This window comes from Myxococcales bacterium (assembly GCA_022184915.1).
Lineage (GTDB): Bacteria > Myxococcota_A > Polyangia > Fen-1088 > Fen-1088 > JAGTJU01.
The window spans coordinates 691,088-714,331 of the sequence record JAGTJU010000004.1; the positions used below are offsets into that span (position 1 = coordinate 691,088).

Here is a 23,244-nt window from a genome sequence, read left to right on the forward strand (position 1 = left end):
GGGCCGTCAACCGCGAGAGGGACTTGCGGTCCCAGCAGGGGCCGTAGGGAGAGGACGGGTGAGCGCGAGCGCACATTCACCGTGGTGGGATGCCGCAGACTCGGCCACAGGCCCGGGTCCGGTTGCTGTTGTCACGGAAGGGACGGGGCGCGGCGCGCGGGGAGGGGGTTACGTTCGGCGGTGTTGCAGGTTAGGTTCTCGCCCCACCCATGTCCCCCCCCACTCCCCACAAGCCAAGCCGAACGCAGTTCGTCGAGCTGGCGTCGAAGGGTAAGCTGGGCTTCGTGTTCCGCGAGATTCTCGCCGACGCCGAAACGCCCGTCTCCGTCTACGCCAAGCTGGGCCGCGGTCCGTATTCTTTTTTGCTCGAGAGCGTCGAGGGCGGTGAAAAGTGGGCGGCCTACAGCTTCGTGGGCGTCAAACCGCGCCAGGTGCTGAGGGCCAGTCAGGGCCAGGTCGAGATTCTTTCTCCCGGTCCGGACGGGACCTTCGCCGTGGAGCGGCGTCTCTCCGTGCCGAACCCCGTAGCCTTCGTGGACGAGACGCTGGCGGCGCTCGCGCCCGTGGTGCCGGAAGGTCTGCCCCGCTTCGTGGGCGGGGCGGTGGGTTTTCTCGCCTACGACGCCGTGCGGTGGTTCGAACGCCTGCCTACCAAGGCGCCGGACGAGCTGGGCGTGCCCGACATGTGCTTTGCGCTCACGGACACGGTCATCGTGTTCGACAACCTACGCGGCACCGTCAAGGTGGTGGCCTCCGCCGACCTCACGGGTGAGCCTGGCAAAGCCTGGGACGACGCCTGTGCGCGCATCGACGCGATCATCGAGAACCTCGCGCGTTCGTCCCTCGCGCCGCCGCCGCTCGATTTGGGCTTCGATGAAACGGCCGCCGTCCTGCCGCAGTCGCGCACGGGCCAAGCCGGCTACGAGGACGCGGTTCGCAAGGTGCACGAGTACATCAAGGCAGGTGACGCCTTCCAGGTGGTGCTCTCGCAGCGCTTCGAGGTGCCCCGCGGTCACGTGGATCCCTTCGACGTCTATCGCATTCTGCGCGTGACGAACCCTTCGCCGTACATGTTCCACCTGGAATTCCCCGAGGTTCAGGTGACTGGCGCCTCTCCCGAGGCCCTCGTGCGGCTCGATGGCCGGCGGGTGGAGGTGCGACCGATCGCGGGCACGCGGCCGCGCGGCAAAACGCACGAGGAGGACCTCGTCCTCGAAGCCGAGCTGGTGGCGGACCCCAAAGAGCGGGCCGAGCACGTGATGCTCATCGACCTCGGACGCAACGATGTAGGACGGGTCGCCGAACGCGGCACGGTGAAGGTGGACGAGGTGATGGTCGTCGAACGGTACAGCCACGTGATGCACATCGTGTCCAACGTTTCAGGCACCCTGGCCGAGGGGCGCCGCCCTGCGGACGTCATCGCTTCCGCGTTTCCGGCGGGCACGCTCTCGGGGGCGCCGAAGATTCGCGCGATGGAGATCATCGAGGAACTCGAGCCCTCGCGTCGCGGCGTCTACGGCGGCGCCGTGGGCTACCTCTCGTATCAGGGCAACGTCGACCTGGCGATCGCCATTCGCACCCTGGTCACCAAAGGGGACACCATCTACATTCAAGCCGGGGCGGGGCTCGTGGCCGACAGTCAGCCGTCCGCGGAGCATGCCGAATGTGAAAACAAGGCGCGCGCCGTCCTCGTCGCCATCGAACGCGCCCGTCAGGCGCGCGGGGGGAACTAGCCGTGCTGCTCGTCATCGACAACTACGATTCGTTTACCTACAACCTCGTGCAGTACCTCGCCGAGCTAGGTGAGGACGTTCGGGTGGTGCGCAACGACGAGATCGCCGTGGACGCGATTGGTGGCCTTGCCCCCTCCCGGATCGTGCTTTCGCCGGGCCCTTGCACGCCGAACGAAGCTGGCATTACCCTGGACGTCATCAAGGCGTACGCGGGTCGTATTCCCATCCTGGGAGTCTGCCTGGGTCATCAGGCGATAGGGCAGGCCTTCGGGGGCGACGTGATCCGCGCCAAAGAGGTCGTGCACGGCAAGACGTCGCGCATCTTTCACGACGACAAGGGCGTGTTCGCGGGACTGCCGAACCCTTTCGAGGCCACCCGTTACCACTCGCTCGTGGTCAAGAAGGCTACGCTTCCCGACTGTCTCGAGATCACGGCGAAGACCTGGGACGAGGAAATCATGGGTCTGCGCCACAAGACCCTTGCCGTTGAGGGCGTGCAGTTTCACCCCGAATCGTTTCTCACGACTGTGGGCAAGCAGCTCCTGGCGAACTTCCTTGGCAAGTCTGTCACGAAGGGGGCAGCGTGAGCGGCCCATTGCAGGTCAAGGACGCGCTGGCCAAGGTCGTTTGCGGCCAGAACCTCGACGCCGCGCAGATGGCCCACGTGGTGGGCCTGTTCATGGACGGGGAGGCCACGCCCGGGCAGATCGGCGCTTTTCTGACCGCCCTGCGCATGAAGGGCGAAACGGTGGACGAGGTCGTTGGGGCCGCGCAGGCGATGCGGGAGCGGATGGTGCGGGTCGCCTTCGATGCCCCCGTGGTGTTGGATACCTGCGGGACGGGCGGCGACGGTTCGGGCACCGTGAACGTCTCGACCCTCGCGACGCTGCTGGTGGCAGCCTGCGGCGTTCCCGTGGCCAAACACGGCAACCGGGCGCTTTCGTCGCGGTCTGGCTCTCACGACGTGCTCGAAGCCCTCGGCGTCAACCCCGCGCCCAGCAAAGCCGAAGCCGAGCTGTGTCTACGCGAAGCCGGTGTAGCCTTTTTGTTTGCGCCGCTCTTCCACGGGGCGACCAAGGCCGTCGCGCAGGTCCGGCGAGAGCTGGGCTTCCGCACTGTGTTCAACGTCCTGGGTCCGCTCACGAATCCGGCGGGGGCGCGGTTTCACCTCAACGGGGTCTTCGCAGCCGATCGGGTGAGCTTCCTGGCTGAAGCCCACCGCAAGCTGGGCGCGGTGCGCGCCCTCGTGGTCCACGGGCACGGTGGGCTTGACGAGATCGCCACGGCGGGAGCCACGCAGGTGGCGGAGCTCCGGGAGGGTGTCGTTTCGACCTACGAGCTGCGTCCTGCCGATTTCGGCCTTGCCGAGCACGACCCGAGCGGGCTCGCGGGGGGGACGCCCGAGGTCAATGCCGCTCTGCTACTCGAGACCCTGCAGGGCAAACCCGGCGCGATCCGCGCGGCCGCGGTCATGACGGCGGGTGCGGCCTTGTACGTCGGCGGAGGGGCGACGTCGTTGACAGAGGGGGCACAATGCGCCGCTGAGGCCCTCGACGGGGGTCGCGCACTCGGGGTGTTGACAAGGCTGCGCGCCCTCGTACCTCACGTCCCAACGGGAGCCAAGTAAGCCATGGCCAGTTCTGGCAGCCAGATCCTCGACGACATCCTGGCGCGCACACGTGCCGACCTGGAGCTCAGGCGGGCGTCCGTGTCGCTCGAAAGCCTCCACCAGCGTGCCGCCTCGAGATCCCCTGCCCGCAGCCTGGCAAAGGCCCTGCGGAAGCCAGGGCGTGTCACGTGCATTTCGGAAGTGAAGCGCCGCTCGCCGTCTGCCGGCTGGATTCGCGAAAACGCCGACGCCGTGGCGATCGCACAGGCCTATGAGGCTGCCGGCGCAGCCGCCATTTCCGTGCTCACGGACGGCCCCTTCTTCGGCGGCACATTGGACGACTTGTCGCGGGTCAAGGCGGCGGTGGGCCTGCCGATACTCCGAAAGGACTTCATCGTGGATCCGTTTCAGGTCATCGAAGCACGGGCCGCGGGGGCCGATGCCATTTTGCTGATTGTTGCAGCGCTCTCGGATGACTCGATGCGCGGCCTGCTTTTGTTGGCGGAAGCACAGGGGATGGACGTGCTCGTCGAAGCCCACGACGAAGAGGAAGTCGTCCGGGCGCTGGCCGTGGGTGCCGAGATCGTGGGCATCAATCACCGGGACCTACGCACCTTCACAATGGACATGGATTTGGCGCTGCGCATGCGTCCCCGGGTGCCCGCCGAACGCATCATCGTGGCAGAGTCGGGCCTCAAAACGCCGGCCGACGTGGCGCGCATGAAGGCAGGGGAAATCGACGCGATCCTCGTCGGTGAAGGACTGATGCGGCAGCCGGATCCGGGCGCCGCGCTGAAGGAACTGCTGGCGGCGGCATGAGTTTCATCATCAAGGTCTGTGGTGTCACCCGGCCCGAGGACGCCGAGGTAGCCGTGGCCGAAAAGGTTGATGCCATCGGGCTCAACTTCTGGCGCGGCTCAAAGCGCTACGTCGACGACGATCGCGCCCGTGAGATCTTGTCTGTGCTACCGCCCAACGTCCTCAAGGTGGGGGTCTTCGTCAACGCGCACCCTCTCGTGGTGGAAGAGACTTCGGCCGACCTCAAGCTGGATCGCATTCAGCTGCACGGCGACGAGCGGGTGGGTGATTGGGCTCACATCGGCAGCCGGAAGCTGATCCGCGCCTTGCGCGTGATCGACGAGGCCTCTTTGAAAGAGGGGCTCGGCTGGGATGCGGGACTCTATATCTGCGACGCCTACGCCGACGGCTACGGCGGCTCGGGCAAACCGGCACCCTGGGACCTCATTGCCGAACGGGCGCCGCGGCCCTTCCTCTTGGCAGGGGGACTCACACCGGAAAACGTCGTGGCAGGGATGGAGGCCACGCGGCCGAACGGCGTCGACGTCGCCAGTGGCGTGGAGAGTGAACCCGGCATCAAGGATCACGGCCGCCTGCGGGCGTTCATCCGCACAGCACGGCAAGCCTCGCGCACGTTGGGGTTACGCTGAGCGCTGCGGCTCAGGTCATGATCACACGGCTCGCCGGGCCGCGGCCTTCCCTGAGGATCTGCACCCAGTCGTCGACCAGGCTCACCACGGTCGAGGGCGGACCTGACAACGGACCCGCATCCAGAATGAGATCAAGCTCGTTACCAAACTCGGCGTTGATGTCGGCGGCGGTGGTCAGCACCTGGCCATCGCGGGCCTTCGCCGTGGCCGTGAGGATGGGGCGTCCCAGACGCCACAAAATCTTCTCGCACAGCGGATAGTCGGGGATGCGCACGCCAATCGTGTTGCGCTCGGGGTTCAAGTACGGATTGGGGACGCGGGGCGACGCACCGAGCTCGACGCAGTAGGGCCCCGGGAAGATACGCGTGAGCACACGGTAGCTGTTGCCGGTGATCTTCGCCCAGCGAGCCACTTCACCCAAGTCGGGCAACAAGAAGGTGAGAGGTCGCCTCACGGCATCGATGCCGCGCATGGCGTGAATGCGGTCCACAGCTTCGGCGCAATCGAGCGCACAACCAATCCCGTACAGCGTATCGGTCGGCAGCGCGATCACGCCGCCGCCCTCGAGAACCTTCACGGTCTGCGCGATCGCCGCTTCCCCCGGGTCCGAGGGTGCCACCTCCAAAACAGACGCCACGATGCTCATGAGACCTTCGTATCCCCCAGTCCTTCGTTCCAACCGGCGCGCTCTTTACCCCTTGAGCTCCGGCCTGGCAAGGGCTCGAAAGACCCGGCACGTGAATGGCACTTCTTTGCTTGAGAATGCCCTTGTCCCGTGTTGAATTTGCAGCCTCCGTGAAGCGTCTGGCCGCGTTTGCTCGTATGCTCCTGGGCCTCGGCGCGTGTGCGAGTCTATCGGCTCACGCGTGGGCCGAGGCCCAGGTCCCCGCTGCCCGCGTTCACGTACGCATCGATGGACCCGTGGCGTTCGTGTCCGTCGAACGCGAGCTTGCCGTGGGCGTGTACCGGCCCAAAGCCGGGGCTCGTGTTTCTGTCTTCGACTTCGCCTTGCCCGAGGGGGCTTCGGGGCTCACCGTCGAACTCGGTACGCCCGAGGCCCGTGTGGCTCCGTGGCCGGCTCTGACGTCGCCCCCTGTCGTTCCCCCACTCGCACGGCAGGCTCCCCGAGACGCTTCGGCCGCAGTTCGCGTGGCCTTCGAGGGGCTTCGCGAGAGCGAGCATGTGACGGTTCGTTACGCATTTTCCCTGCCGCTTGCCTGTGAGGAGGGGGCTTGGACTCTTCGTATGCCGGGCGCTGTAGACCTGGCGCCGGCAGCGGCGACCGTTTCGCTCGACGTGGCGTTGCCCTCGGCGCTACGGCTTGCGAGCTGGCAGTTCGCGGGACGAGACTTGCCTGTGCCTGGGTCCGCACGCCGCCGCCTCCAGGCGACGGCGGAGGCCAGCGCGCACGCGTCGTGGGCCTTGTCCTTCGTGTTGCGTGACCCCCGCACGCCGGCGGCCTCTGCCATGGCTGTTCGCTTTCGAGCGCCCGCCTCGCGCGCGGTGGGCGCGCAAGGGTTCGTGGCCACCTGTCGCGGGCAGGGCCTTCCGCAGGGCCGCCCTCCCGGCGCCGTGCTCGCGCTGGTCGATGGCTCTCGCAGCGTGGGTGTCGCGGGGCTTTCCCTCGAACGGGAGTTCGTCACGGCGTTCATGGAGGCCTTGCCTGCGGGGGTGCCCTGGAACGCCCTGCTCTTCGCGCAGCGATCCACGCCCGTGTTCCCCGTGTTCCGCCTGCCCACGCGGGAGTCGCTGGCCCAATTTGCGGGGGCCCTCGAACCCAGCCGCCTCGCCAATGGCACCGACTGGCGGGGGGCCGTGGCGGCCGCCACGCAGGCCCTCGGTGCCCCTGGGGCTCCGCCCACGTCGTGCGCGGAGCCGCCGTGGCTGCTCGTGGTGGGCGATGCTTCGCTGCCGGACGGGCTGCGGCCCGAGGCAGGGGTTGCTGCAGGCGGACCCGCGAGGGAAAGGTGCCTCCGCGTGGCCGCGGTGGTTCTGCGCCCCGAGGGCGACGAGGCGCCACACCCCCTCGGGAGCGCGGCCTACAGGGCCCTTCCCGAGGCCTTCGGGGGGCTTTACCGTTCCCTACGGCCTCCCGGCGTCAATGCGGCTGCGACGCGGCTGGCGAAGGAGATGTCGGGGGCGGAAGGGGACTGGTTTGGCTTGGCCTGGAACCCGGGCGGTGTCGAGGGCCCGCCGCATCTGTCTCCGGGTGCCGGTACCGCACGGCTCTGGCCCCGGCAACGCCCGTGGCCCCGGCAGGTCGTATACCGCAGCGAAGGCCACCTCGGCCGCGTGCCGCTTCGGACGCTGCCGGATCCGATTGCCTGGCCCGTATCGAACGGGCTTGCTGTGGCGACGGTCCTCGGGTTTGACGACGGAAGGGGGGGGCGCTCGTGGGTGTGGCGGCTGCCGCCTGCGGACGCGGAGGGAGCGCCGGTGGGAGACCTCGAGCGCTCCGTCGTTCACAATGCGCTGTCGCTCGCCTACCTGCCGCGGGCTCGGGCCTGCTACCTCAACCGCAGAGCCAACGCGCCGGGGGCCCGGTCACTTACGGGGCGCGTTCGTCTTGCGCTCGACCTCGAGCGTGGGGAGATGTTGGGGGCGCGGGTGCTGGCGTCGACCTTGGGGCACCCCGAAATCGAGGCCTGCCTGACTCAGGCCGCCTACGCTCTCACCATCCCCAGGCCCGTGGGGCGCGACGCCCCCACGCTGGCGATCCTGAACCTCGTCTTTCGGCCGACGACCGAGGTCCCGGAGGGTGGGGTGGCCCCAGACGCGTCGGCTTTCGACCAGGACATCGAACTGCTCCTCGAGCCGCTCCGCCGCCGCGGCGAGCTGGACCTCGACGCCCAGGGAGGGGAAAATCGGTCGAAATGACCCCAAGTCCGCCCCCAGGGCGGGTTTTCGGCGCTTGACGCCTGGAAGACGCAAGACTATAACTTGCCGCCCTTACGGCACTTTCGCATTCGTCCCCGGAGATTTCTGATCCATGTCGCTGAAGATGGGCCTGCTAGGCCGCAAAGTTGGAATGACCCAGGTGTTCTGGGAGGACGGCACCACGCTTGGCTGCACCGTTCTCGAGCTCGGCCCCTGCTTGGTCACCGATGTCCGCAACCAGGACAAGCACGGCTATTCTGCCGTGCAAATCGGCTTGGGCCAAAAGGCCGACCGTCACCTGACCCGCCCCGACCAGGGCCAGCTCAAGGCGATTGCGGCCAAGGCCGGCGAGGGCGTGGAGGTCGAGGGCCTGCCGAAGAAGCTTCGTGAAGTTCGCCTCGAGGCCACCGACGCTGCCAAGTACAGCGTGGGCAGCGTGCTCGGTGCCAAAGACGTGTTCAAGGCCGGCGACGTCGTCGACGTAACGGCGACGAGCAAGGGCAAGGGCTACCAGGGCGTCATGAAGCGCCACCACATGGCTGGCTTCCGCGCCACCCACGGCACGCACGAGTTCTTCCGCCACGGCGGTTCGATTGGCTGCCGCTTGACTCCGGGCCGCGTGCACAAGGGCAAGCGCATGTCGGGCCGCATGGGCAACGAAGTGTGCACCACGTCGAACCTCGTGATCGTGCGCGTGCTCGAAGAGCAAAACGTGGTCATCGTCAAGGGCTCGGTTCCGGGCCCCGCCAACGGTCTGGTGCTGGTCAAGGGCAGCGCCAAGAACGTCAAGCGCGAAGCCGTGAAGGGCCCGGTCAAGGAGACCGAGTCGAAGAACCCGATGAAGGCCTCCAAGAAGGGCGCTCCCGCAAAGAAGAAGTAAGCTCTTCCGCGCTCGCCGGGCCAACATGCTGGCCCCACCAAAGCCCGCCTCGTCGCGGGCTTTGGTGTTTTCGGTGGGCGCCCTCTCTTCGTAGGAATGTTCCTTCGTGTCGCGCTTGAAAGACCGTTCGTCTCGCCACGACGCCTTCTTCAGGAAGGCGCGCGAGCAGGGTTTTGCCGCCCGTGCGGTCTTCAAGCTGGAGGACATCGACAAAAAGCTTGGGCTGCTGCGTGCCGGTGACCGTGTGCTGGACCTCGGCTGCCGACCGGGCTCGTGGTTGCAGTACGCTGGACAGCGGGTGGGGGCACACGGAAAGCTCGTAGGTATCGACCGGCTGCCGATGCCCAGCGAGATCCCCAACGCACGCATCGTCATTGCGGATCTCTACGAGATCACCGACGAGGTGCTGGTGGGCGATCTCGGGGCGTTCGACGTGGTGCTCTCCGACATGGCCCCCGACACCACGGGAATCAAGTCCACCGATCAGGCCCGCTCGGCCGCGCTCGTCGAAGAAGCGCTCAACCGCGCGTCACGCTTGCTCGCGCCCGGCGGCGCCTTCGTGGCCAAGATATTCCAGGGGCCCGACGTGGAGCTGCTGCGGAAACGCATGCAAACCTTTTTCGCCACGGTCAAGCTGGTCAAGCCCGAAGCCTCCCGCAAGATCAGCACCGAGGTGTACCTGGCGGGGAAGGGCTTCGCGCCCGCTTCCACATGACCAGACTGCTTTCGCACGCGTCTTCTGCCTCTATCTGGTAACGTCCGCCCCGATGACGGTTGCCCCATCCAGCCGCCCTCGCATCATCAAGCTGCCACCCACGCTGGTCGATCAGATCGCTGCGGGCGAGGTGGTGGAGCGGGCCGCCTCCGTCGTCAAAGAGCTCTGCGAAAACAGCCTCGACGCCGGAGCGCGCCGGATCGATGTGGAGATCGAGGGGGGCGGGCGCAGCTTGATCCGTGTGGTGGACGATGGCTGCGGTCTGTCGCCCGACGAGGCCCGCCTGGCTCTCGAGCGCCATGCCACCTCGAAGATCAGCCGCGCCGAAGATCTCTGGGGCGTGGAGACCTTCGGGTTTCGGGGGGAAGCCTTGCCTTCGATCGCGTCCGTTTCCAGGCTTCGGCTTGGCAGCCGGCCGGTCGACGCTGACGAAGGGTTCGTGCTGCGCATCGAGGCGGGCGTTGAGACCGAAGCGCGCGCCGCAGGCATGCCTACGGGCACCCAAATCGAGGTGCGCGACCTCTTCTTCAACACGCCGGCTCGGCTCAAATTTCAGAAAACCGAGAGTACCGAAGCAGGGAACGTATCCGAGTCCTTGCTGCGCCTGGCTCTGGCCAATCCCGATGTTCACTTTCGGTTGCGTACCAACGGGCGCGTAGCTCTGGACTTACCCCCTCACCGTGACCTCGCAGAGCGCGTTCGAGCGGCTCTTGCCCGTCGGGGCGCCGGTGTCTTGCACGAGGCTGTGGGCGACGAAAATGGGGTATGCGTTCACGCCTTCCTGGGGGGCCCGGAATGCGCATCGACGACGGCGCGCAACACCTTTCTCTTCGTGGGGCGTCGCTTCGTGCGGGACCGCTCGTTGCTCCAGGCCGTGTGCATGGGCTACGGCGAGCTCCTCGAACGGGGGCGCTACCCCTTGGCGGTGTTGTTCGTGGACGTGCCCGGTGAAGACCTCGACGTCAACGTGCACCCGCAGAAGCTGGAGGTGCGTTTCGCCAACCCGCAGCCTGTGTATGGAGCTGTTCGGCATGTCATCGGCGCGTCCTTGGCGCGGGCGCCGTTTCTCGAGCTCGAGAGCCGAAAAGCCCACTCCCTGGCACCAGGAAGGGGGGGCAAGGGAGCCCTGCCCATGGCCCGGGAGGGCAGCTACGACGGGCGGGCTGCCGCTGAACGAAGCCGCATGTCCGCGGGCAGCCGGGCGGCCGATCCCGTAGACCTCGACCGTTTGTTTCATCCTCGTTCGGCAGAAGGCCCGCTCGAGGCCCCTCAGCCGGCAAAGGCGGTGCTCCCGACGCAAGCCCAGCTGCCGGTGGTATCCGCGCCCCCGCCCCCCTCCGGCGTTGCGGGGCTTGCGAGCCTGCGCTACCTGGGAACGCTTGCGCGGACGTATTTGCTGCTCGAGACGGAGGAGGGAGGTCTGTGCCTCGTCGACCAGCACGCGGCTCACGAGAGGGTGCTCTTCCAAAAACTGCGGACGGCATGCGAGGCCCGCGACGTGCCGAGACAGCGCCTGCTTTTTCCGATTCCCATCGAGCTCGACGAGGCCCGGCTGGCAACCGTGGGTGAGGCCCAGGACACGCTCCAGACTCTGGGGTTCGAGCTCGAGGCGTTTGGCCTCAAGACGGCCCTGGTGCGCGCGGTTCCCGAGCTGCTCGCCCACGTCGACCCGAAACCCATGCTCCGCGACGTGCTCGACCGTTTGGCGGAAGGAGAAGCCCCCACGCTGGCGCCCGCCGAGCTCGAGCGGGTGCTTTCCACTTTGGCGTGCCACAGCGCCACGCGTGCCGGCGATGTGCTCGATCCGCCCCGCGTGGCAGGCCTCCTGGCCGAGCTCGACGCCGTGGATTGGCGCTCTCACTGCCCACACGGGCGTCCCGTTCTCGTGCGGTTACCGCTCGCGGAACTCGAGCGCCGCTTCGGCCGAACATGAGCACCGGCCCCAACGCTTTCCCGGACCCCGTGCCCCGCGTGGTGGCGATCGTGGGACCGACGGCCTCGGGCAAGAGCGATCTCGGCATGGCCCTCGCAAAGGCCTGGCCCGAAGGCGCGGAGATCGTTTGTTGTGACTCGATGCAGGTCTACACCGGCTTGGATATCGGCACGGGAAAACCCACAACCGATGACCGGACGAGCATTCCTCACCACCTGCTCGACGTGGCGCGGCCCGACGAAGCGTTTCACGCGGGGGCGTGGGCGCGGTGTGCGGGGCAGGTCATCGCCGGCATCACCGCGCGGGGACGGCTGCCAGTGATCGTGGGCGGCACGGGGCTTTACTTCCGGGCCCTCACCCGGGGCCTCTTCGAGGCGCCGCCGCCCGATGCGGGTATCCGGTCCCGTCACCAAGCCGAAGCCGCCCGGGGGGGCGTACCGGCGTTGCACGCCCGCTTGGCGGGCATCGATCCTGACGCGGCGGCAAAGATCGCTCCGAACGATCTCGTCCGGACGAGCCGCGCCCTCGAGGTGTGGGAGCAGACGGGCCGCCCCATTACGGCGCTGTGGCGAGAGGCTGCCGCCGTTCCGCCCTTGCGTTGTTTTCGGGTGGTTTATGACAAGCCTTCCGATGAGCTCCGGGGGCTCATCGATCGTCGGGTCGACACCATGATGGCGATGGGCTTTCTCGACGAGGTACGCGGGCTCTGGGCCCAGGGATTCCGCGAGGCCCGGGCGCTCGGGGGCCTTGGCTACAAACAGCTGGGGGAGCACCTGGCGGGAGCCTGTGACCTGTCCTCTGCCATCGCCGAAACCAAACGCGTCACGGTGGCCTACGCCCGCCGGCAGCGCACGTGGTTTCGCCAGGAGCCAGGATTGCGCGTGACGGCATCACCGCCGCTTGCCGACATCATGACCCAGATCCGGGCTTTCTTCGAAGGGTGTGACGACCCGCTCTGAGCCCCTTCGCCCGGGCGACGCCCGTTGCGCGCCGGAATCCCACGACGGGACTTGTCATCCGGCCCGAAGCGCCCCAGTATTCCCCCTTCTTTCCCGCGGAAACCGTGTATGGAGACAAAGACCGAAAAGCCGGCCGACAGCCCCACGCTCGAGTTCGAGCGCCCCATCGTGGAGCTGGAAAAGCGCATCGACGAACTGCAACAGCTCACCGGGGGGTCGGTAGATCTCCAGAAGGAGATACGCGCCCTGCAAAAGCGGGTCGAAGCCCTTCAGAGGAAGATCTTCGACGATCTCAGCCCCTGGCAGCGTGTCCTGCTCTCCCGGCACCCCCACCGGCCGTACACGCTCGACTACATCAGTCGTATGTTCACGGAGTTCACCGAGCTGCATGGCGACCGGCGTTTCGCTGACGATCCCGCCATCGTGGGGGGCTTTGCCTTTCTCGACGGAGAGCCCGTGCTGATACTGGGGCACCAAAAGGGGCGCACGACCAAAGAGAACGTGAAGCGTAACTTCGGCATGCCGAAGCCAGAGGGTTATCGCAAAGCGCTTCGTTTGATGGAGCTGGCAGGTCGCTTCGGGCGCCCGATCATTTGCTTCGTGGACACATCGGGGGCCTATCCTGGACTCGACGCGGAGGAGCGTGGCCAGGCCGAGGCCATCGCCAAGAACCTCGAGGTCATGGCCGGCCTTCCGGTGCCCATCCTCTGTGCGGTCATCGGCGAAGGAGGCTCGGGGGGCGCGCTCGCCCTGGGCGTGGCCGATCGTATCTTCATGCTCGAGAACTCGGTGTACTCCGTCATTTCGCCGGAGGGCTGCGCTTCCATCCTGTGGCGCGACGATACACAGAAGAGCCTTGCGGCCGAGGTCATGAAGATCACGGCGGCCGATCTCAAACGTCTTGGCATCATCGATGAGGTCGTGGCGGAATCGCGGGGCGGTGCCCACCGTGACTGGGACGTGACGTCCGACAACCTCAAGGCGGTCTTCGCGAAGCATCTCGCCGAGCTGAAGAAGCTGAACCCACAGCAGCTGCGAGACGAGCGCTACCGCAAGTTTCGCCAAATGGGCCAATTCGTAGAGACCACGGAAAAAGTCTGATGAGCAAGCGACCCTCGAGTCCCGGTGCGGAAGAGATCCTGGGCCAATACTTTCCGGTTCTGGACCACGGCTTCGTGTCGCTGGTGGATTACATGGGCACCGATGAGGATATCGAGCGTGCGGCGCGCGTGAGCTACGGCTACGGGACGCGCAAGCAGAACCTCACGCGCGGGCTCATTCGCTACCTACGGCGGCACAAGCACACCACGCCCAGCGAGATGGTGGAGCTCAAGTTCCATTGCTGCATGCCTATCTTCATCGCGCGGCAGTGGATTCGCCACCGGACGGCCAACGTCAACGAATACTCCGGCCGTTACAGCCTGGTGCCCCTGTTGTTTTACTCACCCGAAGCCGAGCAGCTTCAGACGCAGAGCCGCAGCAACAATCAGGGTCGCAGCGGGCGTCCGGTCGACCCGTCGATGTTCGATGAGGCTGCGAGGCGCTGGGGGCAGATACGGGCACAGGCGGCCGACACGTACGAGTGGTTGACGGAGAACGACGTGGCTCGCGAGCTGGCCCGCATCGACCTGCCTCTGTCCACGTACACCCAATGGTACTGGAAGATTGACCTACACAACCTGCTGCATTTTCTCACCCTGCGGGTGGACGAGCACGCGCAGTGGGAGATTCAGCAGTTTGGCCGCGTGATGGCGGGCATGCTCAAGCGGGTGGCTCCTCTCTCGTACGAGGCCTGGATCGACTACGACGTGTGCGGCAGTCACGTCTCCCGCATGGAGCTCGACGTCCTCCGACGGCTGGTGCACGGTGATGGGGAAGGCGTTGCTGCGCGGGAAGGCGCCTTGAGCAAGGACGAGCTGGCAGGGGCAGGGCTGTCACCCCGCGAGATTGCAGAGTTCCTCGCCAAGTTGGCTCCCAAGCGCGTACCAGACTTCGAGCTCGACCTCACGAAGGCCAAGCCGGGCGAGGTGTTCGCCGAGCGCTTCGCCCAGGCGGTACCGAAGGGTGACCGCGTCCCTCAAGACGGCTGATCCCAGCCCGCCTGCTCAGCCCACCGGAGCCGGACCTCACAGGCCCTGCCCGAGCGCTACGTCTCCTCTTTCGGGGGCGTGGGCGTGACCGAGGGCACACGGTACATGCCCGTGCGGCGTGGCGACAGCATGCGCGGCAGCTCCGAGAGGGCCTTGTCCAAGGTGATGGGTTCTTCGCCGAGCTCTGCCTCGAAGTCGATCAAGTCGCCATCGGAGTGGGCGCGCAGGCGCTTCGCGTAGTCGATGGCGCGTCGGATCGATTGCTCGGATACGCCCGCATCGAAGCTCTCTCCATTGTTCCCCTTGCCGCCAGAATCCCTAGACATGCTGTTCGTGTCCCGAAGCCCATAGAGGTTGCACGTGTCGACGAGCCGCGGGAGAAACACCACACCCCAAGTCCTCTGCCCGCCTCCGACGCCTGCCCACGGCTAGCCGCCTCACACGTTTCTCCCAGCGTGTGGCCGAAGTATGGTGAAGCAACGCGGGCGAATCAATTCAATTCGCGGGCAGGCCGAAAAGGCGGCGAGCATTCTCGGTCGTGGCCCGCGCGGTGGTCTCTAGATCCAGCTGCTTCAAGTTCGCCAGGCACTTGAGGGTCTCCACTACGTAAGCGGGCTCGTTACGCTTTCCCCGATACGGTATGGGCGCAAGATACGGGGCGTCGGTCTCGATCACGATACGATCGAGCGGCGTAAAGCGGGCGGCCTCGCGGATGGGTTCGGCATTCTTGAAGGTCAAGATGCCCGAAAACGAAATCATCTGGCCAAGGTCGAGATAGGCACGTGCGTCGTCACGTTCACCCGTGAAGCAGTGAATCACACCGGGATGGCCGCGGCCTGCCTCGGTGAGGATCTGTTTTGCGTCCTCGTGCGCGTCACGGATGTGCGAAATGACGGGTCGCTGCAACCGGCGGGCGAGCTCGAGAAAGCGGCGGTAGGCGTCGCGTTGAACGGCGCGGGGCGATTGATCGTAGTGATAATCGAGCCCCGTTTCCCCGATGCCCACGACGCGAGCCGCCTTCCCGAGGCCCTCGAGCTCAGCCCAATCCGCCTCGGTCATGCTAGCTGCGTCGTGAGGGTGTACGCCCACGACGGCCCAAACATCCGCTTCCGCCGCGGCCAGCGCCACGGCTGCCCGGGCGGATCGGGTGTCGTTGCCAGCACCGATGCAGACGAAGGCGTTCACTCCGGCCCGTCGGGCGCGATCCAGCACCTCCGGCAGCTCACCGGCGTAATCCTCGAAGTCGAGATGGCAGTGGGTATCGATGACGGGAAGCACGAAGCGAAAATAGCACTCCCGCCGGCCCCGATCTGCTCACCCTGAGTTCGGCCCTTGCGTTTGCGGCCGCGTACCTCTAAGCCGCGTTTTCGGGCTGCTCGTCGGACACGAGTTGGAAGACACCCGGGGGCTGTTCGATCACGAACAACGCCAACCCAAGACGGCGCAGCAAACGATCTGCGGACAGCCCAAGGGATTGGGCGAGGTTTTGGGCTTGGCGCGCGTCGATCCGGGGGCCACTCAGGCGGAAAAGATCGATCAAGCTTTTGTCTTCCTCCGAAAGCAGGAGGGGCTCCGGATCGGCCAGGCGCACGTGACCCGTGTCGTCCACACGGAAGCGAGGCACCTGTCGGCACAGCGCCTCGAGGACCGACAGCGGAGGCACGAAAGCCGAGGGGCGCCGCTGAAACACCGCGCGCGCCAAGGTGGCCAACGAAATAGGCGCCGAGACCGTGAGCACCTTCTCGATGCTGCGGACCAACCGGGCGTCATCACTCTCGAACCAGAACCATCCGGTGGCAGGCACGAGCCAGCGGAAGCTTGGGCGCGCGCTCACCACGGTTTTCACGAAGTCGAGTCGGTCCGTGCCCGCTTGCTCGGCCAGGTGTCCGAGCCTCGCGAGCCCCCATGAGACCACCGTGCGTACGGCCAGTCCGTAAACCCTCTGTGTAAGTGCCAGATCTGCTCCCGGCACGGCCAGACAGACGTCGCCTCGTCTCAAGATCGAGTACGGGATGGGCGCTTCCACGAAGCGGCTCGCGCGTTCAATCTGAGCGAGCGATATCTCGCCCCGCGCGACCCCGTGGGCGCGCAACGCCTCCAGGATCATTTGCTCTGATGCCGGCGCCATTTGCCCGATGAGTTCAATGGCGCGTTCGAGCAAGGGGGTCGGCGGTCTTGGCCACAGGCGGGGTCGTGCCACCAGGAAGGGGGCAAGCTCGTCTTCGAGCAGCGTCGGCTGCTCGGGGGGTTGGCTGGCCGCTTGCCGCAACCGAACCGCCGTGGCCACTGCGTCTTGGAGTGACCGCAGACCGAACCCCGGAATCGCCAGCAAGCGTCCCACGGTCCAGGCGCCCTCGAGGGGCTCGTGGAGCACGGCTCGTTCCAGCGCGTCGCGCACCTTGGGGGGCAAAGGAATGTCCCTCAGGATCTCCGCCGGCGACGGGGCAGGGCGCATCAGGAAGTCGGCCGGCGGTCGACGGAGGGTCGACGCCGGCATCGACCTGGACAGCGATGCGAGCACCACCGCCGTCGTCGCAAGCGCTGCAGACATGCCCTCCAACTTAGAAGGCGTATGTCTCCGATAGGTTTCCTCGGAGCTAAAACCCCGTAAACCAGTGTCGTTGCGCGCCTTTGCGTGCGAAGCGGGGGTAAGGCGGCGACCGAATCAGAGTCGCGCGGCCACTGAAGCGGCGCCCAGAAGGCCCACTGCCGGGTGGGTGACGATGAAGCATGGGGTCTTCGCCACCAACGGCTGAAAGCGTCCCTTGGCCTCGAAGGCCTGGCGGAAAACACCGTTCGTCATCACCGGAATGATGCGCGGTCCGATGCCCCCAGCGATGTAGACCCCGCCCGTGGCCAAAAAGGTCAACGCCAGGTTGCCCGCAAGTCCGCCGAGGACTGAACAGAAAAGATTGATCGCCATGACGCAAATCGGATCCTTGCCGTCCATGGCCTGACGCGCGATCACCGCTGCGGGATCCTCCACCACCATCTGGCCTTTCGTTTCGTCGGCCACCAAGGGGCGCAGCGCGGGCTCGCTGGTGAGGAAACCAAAAATGTCCGAAAGCCCCTGTGTGGAGAGCACGCGTTCGTAGGAAACGCGCCCGTAGCGCCCGGCCATATAGGTCATCAGTCCCGTTTCGAGGGCGGACCGGGGCGTGAAGTCCACGTGGCCACCCTCGGAGGCGATGACCTGGTACCGGTTGTCGGCGGGAGACCAGAACAGGAAGCCTTCACCAAGGCCCGTGCCCGCACCCATCACCACGATGGGGCCCGTGGGGTTGCGTTCACCTCCACCGACCGGACAAAGGTTTTCGGGCCCGATCACCGTAACTCCCAAGGCAGCTGCCTGAAAGTCATTGAGCAAGGCCACTTTCTCGATCTTGGTCTTCGCCTCGATCTTTCGGCCGTCGACGAACCAGGGCAGGTTCGTCACCCGGCACGTGTTGTTGTCCACGGGGCCTGGCACGCCAAAACAGGCGCGTCGCGGCTGGGCGTCGGGGCCAAGCGCCTTTCGCACGTCGTGAAGGAACTTTTCAACCACGGCGTCGAGAGAGGCGTGGTCTGCCGAGGGGTAGGCCCGCTCGAAGAAGATCTCGTTGTCGCGCAACAAGGCGAGGCGGCTGGTGGTGCCGCCGATGTCTCCGGCCAGAACGGTCACGTGAGGCTCCTTTATCGGGTCGTGGGGTGGTCGCTCAACCGCCCCTTGGCCGTCTACGATAACCCGTTCCGGGACATCGCGCGCGGCCACGAGCGCCAGGTCAGGGCTCGCTCGCTTTTCCGGCAGCTTCGGCCTGCTCGAGCGCCGTGATCTTCGCCACGCGGTCTTGGTGTCGTCCGCCCTGGAAGGGCGTCTCCAGAAACACGTCGAGGGCAGCCAAGGCGGTGTCGGGGGCCAGCAGGCGCTCGCCCAGGCACAGCACGTTGGCGTCGTTGTGGGACCGTGAGAGGCGGGCCGCTTCGATCGAGAACGCATCGGCGGCACGGACGCCGTGAACTTTGTTGGCGGCGATCGCCATACCGATCCCAGAGCCGCAGGCCAGCACGCCCAAGGTGCCAGGGTTGTCCCTCACGGCGCGACCGACGGGGGCGGCGTAATCGGGATAGTCGCTACGGTCGAAGGTGGGGGGCCCCAAGTCGACGATCTCTACGCTTGCCTTGCTGCGCAGATGCATCAACACCTTCTGCCTCAAGTGGAAACCGGCGTGGTCGCTTGCAACGAAGATCTTCACGACGTGGGGCACAATGGCAGGAAGAGGATAGCCTGGCAAGTCCCGGCCGCTCTCTCGGCGAACGCAGCCTACCGAGCACAAACAAAGACCGCCCAGCCGGATTCCTCCGGTCTGGGCGGTGCCTCACGATTGACCTAAAAAGGGAAGTTTAGATCTTGTCGAGCGTGGTGACGATGAACTTGTCGATCTTGAACCCAAGCTCCCGGCGCTCGATGCGCACGGAGACCGTGCCAGCCTCGCTCACGGTGAACGAAGAACCCGAACGCACCCAGTCCCATTCACCGTGTTTGTTGTGGTACACGGTGCCAAGCTTTTGGCCTTCTACGCTCAAGAAGAGCGAGTTGCTGTTTTTGTCCTGCGCGTAGCTGTTCAAGAACACCCAGTAGGTACCGGGCTTCGAGAGGTACACGTCATAGAGCGCGACGGCACCCTTGCCCTCGGCAACGCTTGCAGGCGCCCCCGAGCCCGTGACCTCGATGATGGTCCCGTTCTTGTTCCACTGAGCCTTGTCGCCGTTCTTGAAGAAGTCGCCGCTTTCGGCTTCGACGCGCGCCTCGTGGGGATCGACGACGGGGGTACGCCCGCGCATGACCGTGGGTGGCGGAGGCGTGACCGGGGTACGCCCGCGCATGACGGTGGGTGGCGGAGGCGTGACCGGTGTGCGCCCGCGCATGACTGTCGGGGGTTCGACGGGCGTTCGCGCTCTGGTTACCTCGCCCCGCACTACGGTCAACTGGTCGACAAAGTCCCCCGCGCGTCCCGTAAATCCAGCGAAGTAGCCGCTCTGGAAGGTGGCCGTCATGGAGCTTCCCGTCGCGGTACCCGCCTGGACGCAGCGGTTCTTCGACGTGCAAATGGTCAACTGGTTGACGACCCAGTCGGCCCGGGCGCTAACGGAGGACACCACCTCGTCGGCGTCGAGCAAAAGCCACGCGGTGTTGTCACCGCCGGAGCCCCCAGCCTTGCCCGTTCTGACCCGACTCGTGAAGTCGCTGTTCCAGTGGTAGACCTCGATCGAGTCGATGTAGAGGCCGTACCGGATCGCAATGCCCGCAAAAGCCGACCCGTCCTTGGTAAGCGAAAACGGGGAACCACCCGATCCGCCAATGGTTTCGCCGCTGGAAAGCAAGCCCTGCGTAACCAGCTCGAGCCCATCTTGGGATGAGGTATCGAGAACGTTGTCACCCTGGAGCGGCGCGTCGCCCTTGACGAGCTCGTAGCCGTCGGGGATGGGATCAGAGATGGGTGCGAGGGAGTAGGCCTCGACCTCAGGTCCACCGCAGCCAGCCCACAGGGGGGCGAGCAGGAGGCCACCAAGGGCCGCGTACGTCGTCATGCGTTGTTGTTTCATGGTCGTTCCTTATGACAGAAGTTCGACGAATCTCCTAGCATGGCTATAGCGTTTTGTGGACAAAAGTTGCGTCAAATGACGCTCGTGCTCGTTGCGCCTCAAGTTGAACGGGGGCGGGGCGTGGTGTATCTCCGCGCGTCGCCATGATGATCGCTTCTTGGAACGTGAACTCGGTGCGCGCGCGCCTGGATCGGGTCATCGGGTGGGTGCACGCGCGCCGGCCTGACGTGCTGTGCCTTCAGGAGACCAAAACCAACGACGAGGAATTCCCCGCGGACGCGTTCAGGGACTTGGGCTACCGGTGCACGCTATACGGGCAGCGCACCTATAACGGCGTGGCGCTCCTCTCGAAGCTTCCCGTGACGGAGGTGGTGCGAGGGTTCGGCGACGACGATCCCGCTTGCCGCTTCATCGCAGGACGCGTGGGAGGGGTGCTCGTGGCCAGCGTCTACGTGCCCAATGGCCAGGCGGTGGGCAGCGACAAGTTCGCCTACAAGCTCGCGTGGCTCGGCCGCTGGCGCGCGTGGCTCGATGCTCACGCGAACAGAGGCGACCTCATGGCCTTTTGTGGCGACTACAACATTGCCCCGGATGACCGGGACGTTCACGATCCGGAAGCCTGGAAGGACCAGGTGCTTTGCCACCCTGCCGAACGAGACGGCCTGGCGCGTATCGTCGACTTTGGGTTAGAAGATGTCTTCCGGCGCCTGCACCCGGAGCCAGGGCTTTACTCGTGGTGGGACTACCGGCAGCTGGCGTTCCCGAAGAACCGCGGATTGCGCATCGATTACGTGCTTGCCTCGGCGCGTCTCGCCGCCTCCTGCACGAGCGCTTTCATCGACCGGGAAGCCCGCAAAGGCAAGTTGCCGTCCGATCACGCACCTGTCGTCACCGAGTTCGCGCTGTGACAATCGGAGCGTCCGCAGGGTCCAAGGGCGCGAAAGCCCGACCCCTTCTGACACCAGGTGTTGACCCGGACCTTCCCAAGCAGTACTTTTCCACCCCCTAAATGGCCCGCGAAGAGCATATCGAGTTCCAAGGACGCGTGATCGAAGTTTTGCCCGCGGGCAGTTTCCGAGTGGAACTGGAGACCGGGCACCAGGTGCTAGCGCATCTTGGTGGCAAGCTTCGTAAACACCGTATTCGTGTCGTTTTGGGTGACAAGGTCACCGTGGCACTGACCCCCTACGACCCCACACGGGGGATCATCGTTTACCGCGGCTGAGGGTGGCCGCGAGCGGGAAACCCTATCGGGGGCGGCAACGGGAGGGCGGGTTGCGGATGTGCCAAGTACGAGAAGGCTCTGAGGGTGTTCGGTAAGTTTGCGAACGCCGCCGTGTGGATAGGCCTGGTCGCCGGGGCGTTCTTCGCTGGCCGTGCCACCGCCGAGTCCGAAAAAACCTCCGCTCCGGGCAGCGGTGTGGTTACGCCGCGTCCCGTTGCGGCGCCTGAACTCGAGCCTCCGGGGGCCGTGACCCCGAGTGAAGCTCCAAACCCCGCCGAACTGCAAGCCTCCGTGGCACCGCTCGTGGCGCGGGTGAAGCAGTCGGTGGTGGCGATACAGACCTCCAAGGTGATCCGCCGGGTGGTGCGGGAGGACCCCTTCACCCAATTTCTGCGCGAGCGCTTCGGCGGCGGGGACGCTCCTCCCGAACGCCGAGAGACCCAGCGCAGCTTGGGATCGGGGTTTCTCATCGACAAAGAGGGCACCGTACTCACCAACAACCACGTCGTGGCCGGCGCGGACGAGGTGATCGTGATCCTCGACGACGAGCGCAGCTTTCCGGCCAAGGTTCTGGGCGCCGATCCCTTCACGGACGTGGCCGTGGTGAAAATCGCCGAGCCGCCTGCGGATCTCCGCCCGGCACGTCTCGGCAACTCCGAAAAGGTGGCCGTGGGCGATTACGTCCTGGCGATCGGAAACCCGCTCGGCCTGGGGCAAACCGTGACCATGGGCATCGTCAGCGCGAAGAACCGGTCTCTCGGGACGAAGCTCGGGGACATCGAGCCCCGGTACCAGGATTTCATCCAGACCGACGCGGCGATCAACCAAGGCAACTCGGGAGGGCCGCTCTTCAATTTTCGCGGCGAGGTCATTGGCGTCAACTCGGCCATCTTGAATCCCGCTGTGGCAATGAACGTTGGTTTCGCCATTCCCATCAATTTGGCCCAAAACGTCGCCACCCAGCTCCAGGCTTCCGGGCGGGTGGCCCGAGGATATCTCGGCGTTTCGTCAATCGATCTCACGCCCGACCTGGCGCGCCAGTACAACCTCGACCAGACCTCGGGCGCCCTCGTGACGTCCGTGGTGGAGAGCTCGGCAGCGGCCCGTGCCGGTATTCGGCAGAACGACGTCATCGTCGAGATCGGTGATAAGTCGATCGACCGCCGGAACCAGTTGGCTCAGGCGATCGCGCAGATCGAACCAGGCAAGACGGTGAAAATCGTGTTCCTGCGCGGAGGGCAGCGCTTCGAGACCGAGGCGGTTCTGGAGGAGAAAGCCTCGGGCGAGGAGGTACTGGGCATGCGCGTCGTGCCGCTTTCGCCCGAGGAAGCCAAGCCTCTCGGCATTCGCCCGGGTCAGGGCGTGCGCGTGGTCGACGTGGACGCCAGTGCCTTTACCAGCGGCGAGCTACGCCGGGACGACCTCATCCTCGCCGTGGACCGCACGCCCGTGACGGTCCCGCTGCTCAAGCGGCTCGAGCAGGTGTTGCTGCGAGGGGGCTGGGGCCGCTTGATCGTTCAGCGGGGCAACCGCCAGTTCGTACTTACGCTGACGGGCTAGCCAAAGCGCACCGGTGCACCCGTGGAAGCGACGATGGCCGCGTCCGAAACGAATGGGGCACGTTCGACGCAAATGAAGTGATCGCCTGCAGGATCGAAGACGCCGAGGTCGGTGATGACCCTGTCCACGCAGGCGAGCGCCGTGACGGGAAGCGAGAGCGTCTGTACCAGCTTGGCAGCACCCTCCTTGGCCACGTGTGTTTGGAGAACCACCACGCGTCGGGCCCCCGCGGCCAGATCCATGGCGCCTCCCATGCCCGTGACCATCTTGCCCGGCACCGCCCAGTTCGCGAGATCGCCCGCCACACTCACTTCCAGTCCGCCCAGAATCGCAAGGTGTACGTGGCCGCCTCGGATCATCGCGAAGGACAGCGCGGAATCGAAGACGCTGCCGCCGGGCTCGATGGTGACCGTTTGCTTACCGGCGTTGATCACCTGGGGATCGAGCTCGTCCTCGTAGGGGAAGGGGCCCATCCCCAAAATGCCGTTCTCCGAGTGAAGCGTGACACGCACGCCGGGAGGCACGAAGTTGGCCACCAACGTGGGCATGCCAATCCCCAAGTTGACCACCTGGCCATCGCGCAGTTCAGCTGCGGCTCTGCGCACCATGTCGTCTCGTGACCAGCTCATGGC

General features: G+C 65.9%; 23 protein-coding genes. 15 read left to right on the plus strand and 8 right to left on the minus strand.

The window, feature by feature from the left end:
* The first annotated feature begins 209 nt into the window (after positions 1-209).
* Genes trpE through KA712_17985 form a run of 5 tightly spaced genes read left to right on the plus strand, consistent with a single transcriptional unit; the run spans position 210 to position 4,790 of the window.
* Positions 210-1,733, plus strand: coding sequence for an anthranilate synthase component I (gene trpE, locus KA712_17965; GenBank protein MCG5054854.1), 1,524 nt, complete (start codon positions 210-212; stop codon positions 1,731-1,733).
* 2 nt (positions 1,734-1,735) lie between these two features.
* Entirely contained in the window at positions 1,736-2,320 is a 585-nt protein-coding gene (locus KA712_17970) for an aminodeoxychorismate/anthranilate synthase component II (protein MCG5054855.1), read from the plus strand.
* A gap of 8 nt (positions 2,321-2,328) precedes the next feature.
* Entirely contained in the window at positions 2,329-3,360 is a 1,032-nt protein-coding gene (gene trpD, locus KA712_17975) for an anthranilate phosphoribosyltransferase (GenBank protein MCG5054856.1), read from the plus strand.
* Positions 3,361-3,363: 3 nt separating this feature from the next.
* Positions 3,364-4,161, plus strand: coding sequence for an indole-3-glycerol phosphate synthase TrpC (gene trpC / locus KA712_17980; protein ID MCG5054857.1), 798 nt, complete (start codon positions 3,364-3,366; stop codon positions 4,159-4,161).
* Positions 4,158-4,790 carry a phosphoribosylanthranilate isomerase gene (locus tag KA712_17985; protein MCG5054858.1) on the plus strand — a complete coding sequence of 211 codons (633 nt, stop codon included), beginning with the start codon at positions 4,158-4,160 and terminating at the stop codon, positions 4,788-4,790. The genes trpC and KA712_17985 overlap by 4 nt, the downstream gene beginning before the upstream one ends.
* A 10-nt stretch (positions 4,791-4,800) precedes the next feature.
* Here KA712_17985 and KA712_17990 read toward each other — a convergent pair whose 3' ends face one another.
* Positions 4,801-5,436 carry a threonylcarbamoyl-AMP synthase gene (locus KA712_17990; GenBank protein MCG5054859.1) on the minus strand — a complete coding sequence of 212 codons (636 nt, stop codon included), beginning with the start codon at positions 5,434-5,436 and terminating at the stop codon, positions 4,801-4,803.
* 149 nt (positions 5,437-5,585) lie between these two features.
* Here KA712_17990 and KA712_17995 point away from each other — a divergent pair, with 149 nt between their 5' ends.
* From KA712_17995 to thyX, 7 genes are all read left to right on the plus strand, one after another.
* Positions 5,586-7,667 (plus strand): hypothetical protein, encoded by a 2,082-nt coding sequence (locus KA712_17995; GenBank protein ID MCG5054860.1) that lies wholly within the window; start codon positions 5,586-5,588, stop codon positions 7,665-7,667.
* A 112-nt stretch (positions 7,668-7,779) separates the two neighbouring features.
* Positions 7,780-8,547, plus strand: coding sequence for a 50S ribosomal protein L3 (gene rplC, locus KA712_18000; GenBank protein MCG5054861.1), 768 nt, complete (start codon positions 7,780-7,782; stop codon positions 8,545-8,547).
* Positions 8,548-8,653: 106 nt separating this feature from the next.
* Entirely contained in the window at positions 8,654-9,262 is a 609-nt protein-coding gene (locus KA712_18005) for an RlmE family RNA methyltransferase (GenBank protein ID MCG5054862.1), read from the plus strand.
* A gap of 52 nt (positions 9,263-9,314) precedes the next feature.
* Positions 9,315-11,195, plus strand: a complete 1,881-nt coding sequence (mutL, locus tag KA712_18010) for a DNA mismatch repair endonuclease MutL (protein MCG5054863.1) — start codon at positions 9,315-9,317, stop codon at positions 11,193-11,195.
* A complete protein-coding gene (miaA, locus tag KA712_18015) occupies positions 11,192-12,154 on the plus strand; it encodes a tRNA (adenosine(37)-N6)-dimethylallyltransferase MiaA (protein MCG5054864.1) in 963 nt (320 codons plus the stop codon). Before mutL ends, miaA begins: the two co-directional genes overlap by 4 nt.
* Positions 12,155-12,262: 108 nt before the next feature.
* On the plus strand, positions 12,263-13,255 hold the full coding sequence (locus tag KA712_18020) for an acetyl-CoA carboxylase carboxyltransferase subunit alpha (GenBank protein ID MCG5054865.1): 993 nt from the start codon (positions 12,263-12,265) through the stop codon (positions 13,253-13,255).
* The gene (thyX, locus tag KA712_18025) at positions 13,255-14,244 is read left to right on the plus strand and encodes an FAD-dependent thymidylate synthase (GenBank protein MCG5054866.1); all 990 of its coding nucleotides are present in this window, start codon (positions 13,255-13,257) and stop codon (positions 14,242-14,244) included. Before KA712_18020 ends, thyX begins: the two co-directional genes overlap by 1 nt.
* Before the next feature lie 56 nt (positions 14,245-14,300).
* Here the strand turns inward: thyX and KA712_18030 are convergent, their stop codons facing one another.
* From KA712_18030 to KA712_18055, 6 genes are all read right to left on the minus strand, one after another.
* The gene (locus tag KA712_18030) at positions 14,301-14,570 is read right to left on the minus strand and encodes a hypothetical protein (protein MCG5054867.1); all 270 of its coding nucleotides are present in this window, start codon (positions 14,568-14,570) and stop codon (positions 14,301-14,303) included.
* 169 nt (positions 14,571-14,739) lie between these two features.
* The gene (locus KA712_18035; GenBank protein MCG5054868.1) at positions 14,740-15,522 is read right to left on the minus strand and encodes a TatD family hydrolase; all 783 of its coding nucleotides are present in this window, start codon (positions 15,520-15,522) and stop codon (positions 14,740-14,742) included.
* Positions 15,523-15,598: 76 nt separating this feature from the next.
* On the minus strand, positions 15,599-16,795 hold the full coding sequence (locus tag KA712_18040; protein MCG5054869.1) for a hypothetical protein: 1,197 nt from the start codon (positions 16,793-16,795) through the stop codon (positions 15,599-15,601).
* Between the two features lie 114 nt (positions 16,796-16,909).
* Entirely contained in the window at positions 16,910-17,905 is a 996-nt protein-coding gene (locus KA712_18045) for a glucokinase (protein MCG5054870.1), read from the minus strand.
* Positions 17,906-18,005: 100 nt separating this feature from the next.
* The gene (gene rpiB, locus KA712_18050) at positions 18,006-18,476 is read right to left on the minus strand and encodes a ribose 5-phosphate isomerase B (GenBank protein ID MCG5054871.1); all 471 of its coding nucleotides are present in this window, start codon (positions 18,474-18,476) and stop codon (positions 18,006-18,008) included.
* A gap of 148 nt (positions 18,477-18,624) precedes the next feature.
* Positions 18,625-19,827 (minus strand): hypothetical protein, encoded by a 1,203-nt coding sequence (locus tag KA712_18055; protein MCG5054872.1) that lies wholly within the window; start codon positions 19,825-19,827, stop codon positions 18,625-18,627.
* Positions 19,828-19,970: 143 nt separating this feature from the next.
* On the opposite strand from KA712_18055, the gene xth reads away from it, so the two are divergent.
* From xth to KA712_18070, 3 genes are all read left to right on the plus strand, one after another.
* Entirely contained in the window at positions 19,971-20,735 is a 765-nt protein-coding gene (gene xth / locus KA712_18060; GenBank protein MCG5054873.1) for an exodeoxyribonuclease III, read from the plus strand.
* Between the two features lie 101 nt (positions 20,736-20,836).
* A complete protein-coding gene (gene infA, locus KA712_18065; protein MCG5054874.1) occupies positions 20,837-21,052 on the plus strand; it encodes a translation initiation factor IF-1 in 216 nt (71 codons plus the stop codon).
* Positions 21,053-21,136: 84 nt separating this feature from the next.
* Positions 21,137-22,612, plus strand: a complete 1,476-nt coding sequence (locus KA712_18070; protein ID MCG5054875.1) for a trypsin-like peptidase domain-containing protein — start codon at positions 21,137-21,139, stop codon at positions 22,610-22,612.
* On the opposite strand, the gene KA712_18075 is transcribed toward KA712_18070, so the two are convergent.
* Positions 22,609-23,241, minus strand: a complete 633-nt coding sequence (locus tag KA712_18075; protein ID MCG5054876.1) for a 3-oxoacid CoA-transferase subunit B — start codon at positions 23,239-23,241, stop codon at positions 22,609-22,611. The genes KA712_18070 and KA712_18075 overlap by 4 nt on opposite strands.
* Positions 23,242-23,244: the final 3 nt, after the last annotated feature.